Raw genomic sequence first — 5816 nt, forward strand, 5'->3', positions numbered from 1 at the left:
GCGACGACGGGCTTAAGCGCGTTTGCGGCGCGTCGTTGTCTTGCGTGCCGGTTTGGCCGCCGGTTCCGCGGCTTCGGCATCGGCCGTGTCATCCTCGCCGCTGCCGGTGCTTTTAGCGCCGCGTCTCGTCGGTTTGCCCTTCTTCAAACTGCGCTTCAACAGTTCGGACAAGTCGAGGATCTCCGCCGACGCCTTGCGCGGCGTGCCCTCTTCCACCTCCGACACTTCCTCCGTATTCCCTTCCTTCACCTTCTTGTTGACGAGCGCCATGATGTCTTCACGAAACGTGTCGTGATAGTCGTGCGGGTTCCACGTATCGCTCATGTCATCGATCAATCGCTGCGCCATCTCCAGCTCTTTCGGCGACACCCCCGCCTTCTTCGAATTTTCGTCCGGGAACTTGAAGTCATCGAATTCGCGCACTTCATCTGCCCAGCGCAACGTGTTGAGCGCCAGCGCAGGACCCACCGGAATCAGCGCGGCGAGATGCTGTTTGTTATGCAGCACCACGTTAGCTATCCCGACTTTTCCTGACGCTTTCAATGCGTCACGCAGCAACGCGTACACCTTCTCGCCCTTGCGATCAGGGGCAAGGTAATAAGGGGTATCGAGGGAGAGAAACGAGATTTCGGGCGCTTCGACGAACGCGAGAATGTCCACGGTCTGCGTCGATTCAGGATTGGCCGAGCGGATCTCGGCATCGCTCATCACGACGTATTTGCCCTTCTCGTACTCGAAGCCGCGCACGATGTTGTCGCGCGTAACGTCTTTACCCGTGTTCTTGTTGAATTGCTTATAGCCAATGGGGTCCATCGAGCGCTTGTCGAGCAGGTTAAAACCGACCTTCTCCGACTGCGTCGCTGGATAGAGCTGCACGGGGACGTGGACCAGCCCAAAGCTGATCGCGCCTTTCCAGATCATGTGTGGCATCGCGAATGACCTTTCCGAAAGCCGCTCTGACGGCGTGACGGGATGAACGGCAACAACGGTTAACACGCGCCGATAGACGCATGGTCGTTATGGCGTTGCAGAAAACGTGCCAGATGGGATCAGCGCGCGCCGGCTTGGGCGAGCGTTTTTCAACATAAGCAGCACGGTCTCGAACGCAAGGGGCAAACGCCAGCCTCAGCAGGCTCGCCCAGGCGAGACGCTACTTGCGGCTCGCGCTGATCGTGAGTTTCGTGCCGTCGCTGAGTGTGATGTCTTTGCCGGCGCCGCCGGTGGGCATCGTGAAATGGACTAGCTGGCTGAAGAAGTTATCGGTAGGACATTGAAGCTTTTTGCCGCCCACGGTCACCGCGGCGGCCGGGCGCGGCGCGTGGCCCTGGAAGCTCAACTGGACATCGGCGTCCCCGCTGCTCGCGACCACCGCCGCGAAACGGATCTTCACCTGACGCACAGTCGTGCCGCTTGCGTTGCGGATTGCGTCCACGTCCGGACACGCATCCGGAACATTCTGCGAACCACCGGCAGGCTTGCTTTGCCAGGTGAAATCATCGGTCTGGCCCGAACGGATCGTGCGCGTTTCCTGCGCGCTGCCCCAGTTCTTCGACGCCATCTTCACCGTATATTTGATCGGTCCGTCGTAGGCGACTTCCGACAGCACCTTGATGCTGGGTGTCGCATGAGCGGCTGGTCCAACCACGCAAGCCAGCAGTGCCATCGCAGCGCCTGCAACAACCACACGAGCTTGCGACGACCAGCCAACCTGAATAAAACCCGAACGATCGATCATGCGAAAAACCCCTCCGTTTGCAGCCGTCACGCCAGGCAACAGCAACGGCGCCGGGGTGGCCGCGCCGCGTGTGTGGCGCGATCAGTCTAGCGCGACGCGCACCACGGGTTTCTCATGGGAAACCCGTGGCGCGCGTGCAGCTTGCAACGGATTGGTCGATCGATACGCTAAGCGAGTGGCGAATCAGAAGCCCGTCAGCACCAGTTTGCCGATCGCACGCCCTTCTTCCAAAAGGCGGTGCGCTTCGCGCAGGTTCGTCGCGTTGATCTTGCCGAGGTCGCGGCCAAGTGTCGTCTTGATCGTGCCTGCGTCGATCAGTCGCGCCACTTCGGTCAGCAGTTTGTGTTGCTCGATCATGTCCGGCGTGCCGAACATCGAGCGCGTGAACATGAACTCCCAATGGAACGCGGCGCTTTTCGCCTTCAGCAATTCGACGGCAATCGGCTTGTCGTTTTCGACGATCGTGCAGATGCCCCCTTGCGGTGCAATGACAGCGGCGGCGGCCGGGAAATGTTTGTCCGTGTCATTGAAGATCAGCACGTAATCCACTTGCTCGAAACCAGCGTCCTTCAGTTGCTTCGGCATGTCACCGAAGTGATCGACGATATGATCCGCGCCCAACTCCGTCGCCCACTTCGCCGACTCCGGCCGCGATGCCGTCGCGATCACCTTCAGTTTCGCGACTTTTTTCGCAAGCTGAATGCCGATCGAACCCACGCCGCCCGCGCCGCCCACGATCAAGACGGACTTGCCTGCGTCGTGGCCTTCCGCCGACACCCCCAGCCGGTCGAACAGGGCTTCCCATGCAGTAATCGTCGTCAGCGGCAAGGCCGCCGCGTGCGAGAAATCGAGCGAGGCGGGCTTCACGCCGACGATGCGTTCATCGACCAGATGAAACTCACTGTTCGTTCCCGGCCGCGTGACGCTGCCGGCATAAAAGACGGGCTCGCCCACTTTAAACAGCGTCACGTCCGGGCCGACCGCTTCGACCACGCCCGATGCATCCCAGCCCAGGACACGCGGCGTTTCTTCGATCTTGTCCTTTGGTGCACGCACTTTTGTATCGACGGGGTTCACCCCGATCGCTTCAACCTTCACCAGCAGGTCACGGCCGGCAGGCGTGGGTTTGTCGATCTCCACGTCCATCAACGATTCCGGGTTCGAGATGGGCAGGTAACGGGTCAGGCCAATGGCTTTCATGAAATAGCTCCTTGAGGGGTTTTAAGCGTCGGATGTGCAATGGATGCATGGACCCGATGTTAAGGGCTTTCAGCTTCGCTTGAAACCGTCATAATCGTTGAAACATTTTATTGAAAATCACGAAGATGACGAAAATGGACGGTCTAAGCGAATTGCCCCATAAAGCACAGCTCGACTTGCTGGACGTCGCGTTGTTCGTGCGGTCGGCGGCTTTATCGAATCTGTCTGCGGCCGGACGGGAATTCGGGTTGTCCGCTGCTGTCGCGAGCGCCCGGCTCGCCCAACTCGAACGTCAGCTTGGCGCGCGGCTTTTGCATCGGACAACGCGTCGCATCAGCGTCACGCAGGAAGGCGAGATTTTTGCCCGGCACGCCCGCGCACTGCTCGACGCCGCCGATGCCGCCCGCGCTTCGGTTGGACGCGCATTCGAGCAACCGCAGGGGCGTTTGCGTGTGACCATGCCGTCTTCGCTCGGGCGGCAACATGTCTCGCCAGTCATTCCCGAATTCTTGCGCCGCTATCCGGGCGTGAGCCTGGACTTGCGTCTGACCGACCAGATAGTCGATCTCGTCGATAAAGGCATCGATCTGGCGGTGCGCATTGGCGCGTTAAAGGATTCGACGCTCGTCGCGAAAAAACTCGCCAGCAATCGGCGCGTGTTGTGTGCGTCGCCCGCGTATCTCGCTAAGCACGGCACGCCGCGCCACCCCGCCGATCTCGCGCAGCACGAGTGCGCGATTTTGTCAGGTCAACGGGACTGGGCGTTTGTCACGCCGACCGGGACTATCGATGTCCGCGTGTCCGGCCGGCTCGAGACGGATAACGGCGAAGTCATTCGAGATGCGTTGCTTGACGGGTTTGGCATCGGGTTGAAATCGACGTGGAGCGTGGCGCCGTTTCTTCACAGCGGCGAACTGGTGACCGTGCTCGATAGCTATCCGCTCGCGGAAACGGTGGCGATCTGGGCGGTGTACCCAAGCCGCGCATTCGTGCCGCCGAAAACGACCGCGTTCATCGAATTCCTGATTGAGCATTTCGGTGATCCGCCTTACTGGGACGTCGATCCGCAAAGGGTGATGCGGTAGACATCATCCCGAAAATGCAAACAGGAATTTACGTATTCTTAAAATTTTGGGCGAGCGGGATTATTGCAATGCAATGACGAATTGGAGCCGGCGCGCCCAGTCGTGTGCATTCTTCGGCAATTCATCTTGCTGTCCTCGTGTTCGTGGTTTTCCAGCCAACAGCACTTATAAATTTTGGGTGTACAAATAATCCTTGTACTTACCGTTATTTGGGGGTACATTATTCATGGGCATTTCTTATAACGTCCAAAAAAGTGAAGCAAATATCCAGGAGCGGGGTCTGTCATTCGAGGCAGTCCGCGAATTTGTCATGTCAAGTGCCTTGATTGTCGAAGATTGTGGTAACGCGTATACCGAACGCAGGTTTCAGGCTCTCGGTTTGATAGCCGACCGGCTACACATGTTGGTTTTCACGCCACGTGGCAATAAAATTCACGTTATTAGTTTACGAAAGGCGAACTCTCGCGAGGTAAAGCAGTATGAGCAAGCAGAACAAGGAAGAAGTGCTGGACGAGAACCCCGAATGGGGTGAGGCGGAATTCGCCCGTGCACGGCCGGCATCGGAAGTTTTGCCGGAGCTTTACGGGCACGAGCGAGCGGCGGAAATTCTACGTCCGCGCGGACGGCCGAAGCTGGAAAATCCGAAGTTACCCATCAAATTGCGCATTGATCCAGACGTGGTCGACGCCTATAAAGCACAAGGCGAAGGCTGGCAAACGCGAATGAATGCCGCGTTGCGCTACTATGCGAAATCGCACGGATTGATGCGTTGAATTATGAGTAAGTAACAGTAAAGGCGCGCCGTTCAGGGCGCCCTCGACCCTTTCTAAAGCATCTTCACCGACGCCTTCACAAATCCCCGAAACCGCGCCCGCGATGCACGCACCGGCTCCCCTGCAAGTCCGTAATCCGGGAACCGCGCAATAAACCGCCCGATCGCAATTCGCGCCTCCAGCCGCGCCAGCGACAACCCCGCGCACTGATGAATCCCGAACCCAAACGCAAGATGCCGGTTCGGCTCGCGAGCGATATCGAAGTGATCCGCTGCCTCGAACTGCTCCGGGTCGCGATTCGCCGCCCCAATGCACAACGTCACCGGCGTCCCGCGCGCCACCGGCATCCCGGCAATATGCGTATCCACGGTCGTGATCCGATTGCCAAGCTGATTCGAACTTTCGTAGCGCAAACATTCCTCGATTGCACTGTCGATCAACGCCGGATCGGCCAGTAACATCGCCCGCTGCTCTGGCCATTGCGCTAGTAGCACGACGCCGTTGCCGATCAGATTGGTCGTCGTCTCGTGTCCCGCGTTCAGGATAAAAATGCAGTTGTGCAGCAATTCAGCTTCGTCCAGTCGCTCTCCGTCGGCTTCGCTCTGAATCAGCCGCGTCAGCACATCATGTTGCGGATCGCCGGGATGCGCACGACGGCGCGCAACCAGCGTCACCAGATAATCGATGAAATCCGCTACCGCCCGATGACCCCGCGCTTCCTGCTCCGGGGTGAGCGCAGGCTCCAGTGCACCGAGAATCGCGAGCGACCAGTCGCGCAATGGCGCGCGTTCATCGTGCGGCACGTCGAGCAGGTTGCCGATCACTTCAACTGGAATCGCTGAAGCGAAATCATCGATTAAATCGATCTCGCCGAGTGCCGCAGCCTGGTCGAGAAGACCATCGATCAGACTCACAAGACCCGGTTCCGTTGCCGCAATCGCGCGCGCAGTCAGCGCGCCCGCGATCAGTTTGCGCACACGCGTGTGCCGCGGCGGATCGTTGAAGACGAGGCTTGTCGTGTGA

The 5816-nt window shown here is 58.9% G+C and carries 7 protein-coding genes; 3 read left to right on the forward strand and 4 right to left on the reverse strand.

What is annotated here, in order from left to right:
• Positions 1 to 12: 12 nt before the first annotated feature.
• From JWR14_RS13310 to JWR14_RS13320, 3 genes are all read right to left on the reverse strand, one after another.
• Complete coding sequence (locus tag JWR14_RS13310; protein WP_299707164.1) at positions 13 to 930, reverse strand: Ku protein; 918 nt, start codon at positions 928 to 930, stop codon at positions 13 to 15.
• Positions 931 to 1150: 220 nt separating this feature from the next.
• Complete coding sequence (locus JWR14_RS13315; protein WP_299707166.1) at positions 1151 to 1735, reverse strand: DUF6013 family protein; 585 nt, start codon at positions 1733 to 1735, stop codon at positions 1151 to 1153.
• 183 nt (positions 1736 to 1918) lie between these two features.
• Positions 1919 to 2935 (reverse strand): zinc-binding alcohol dehydrogenase family protein, encoded by a 1017-nt coding sequence (locus tag JWR14_RS13320; protein ID WP_299707167.1) that lies wholly within the window; start codon positions 2933 to 2935, stop codon positions 1919 to 1921.
• Positions 2936 to 3069: 134 nt separating this feature from the next.
• On the opposite strand from JWR14_RS13320, the gene JWR14_RS13325 reads away from it, so the two are divergent.
• The 3 genes from JWR14_RS13325 to JWR14_RS13335 all read left to right on the forward strand — a co-directional run bounded on the left by JWR14_RS13325 (position 3070) and on the right by JWR14_RS13335 (position 4793).
• The gene (locus tag JWR14_RS13325) at positions 3070 to 4020 is read left to right on the forward strand and encodes a LysR family transcriptional regulator (protein ID WP_299707168.1); all 951 of its coding nucleotides are present in this window, start codon (positions 3070 to 3072) and stop codon (positions 4018 to 4020) included.
• Between the two features lie 226 nt (positions 4021 to 4246).
• A complete protein-coding gene (locus tag JWR14_RS13330; RefSeq protein WP_299707170.1) occupies positions 4247 to 4552 on the forward strand; it encodes a BrnT family toxin in 306 nt (101 codons plus the stop codon).
• Positions 4500 to 4793: a BrnA antitoxin family protein gene (locus JWR14_RS13335; protein WP_299707172.1), complete on the forward strand. Its 294-nt coding sequence runs from the start codon at positions 4500 to 4502 to the stop codon at positions 4791 to 4793. The genes JWR14_RS13330 and JWR14_RS13335 overlap by 53 nt, the downstream gene beginning before the upstream one ends.
• Before the next feature lie 53 nt (positions 4794 to 4846).
• On the opposite strand, the gene JWR14_RS13340 is transcribed toward JWR14_RS13335, so the two are convergent.
• Positions 4847 to 5816 (reverse strand): cytochrome P450 (locus JWR14_RS13340; protein ID WP_299707174.1); only part of this gene is annotated, 970 nt, incomplete at its 5' end.

It is taken from the genome of Caballeronia sp. (assembly GCF_028292365.1).
In the GTDB taxonomy this organism is placed as follows: Bacteria; Pseudomonadota; Gammaproteobacteria; order Burkholderiales; family Burkholderiaceae; genus Caballeronia.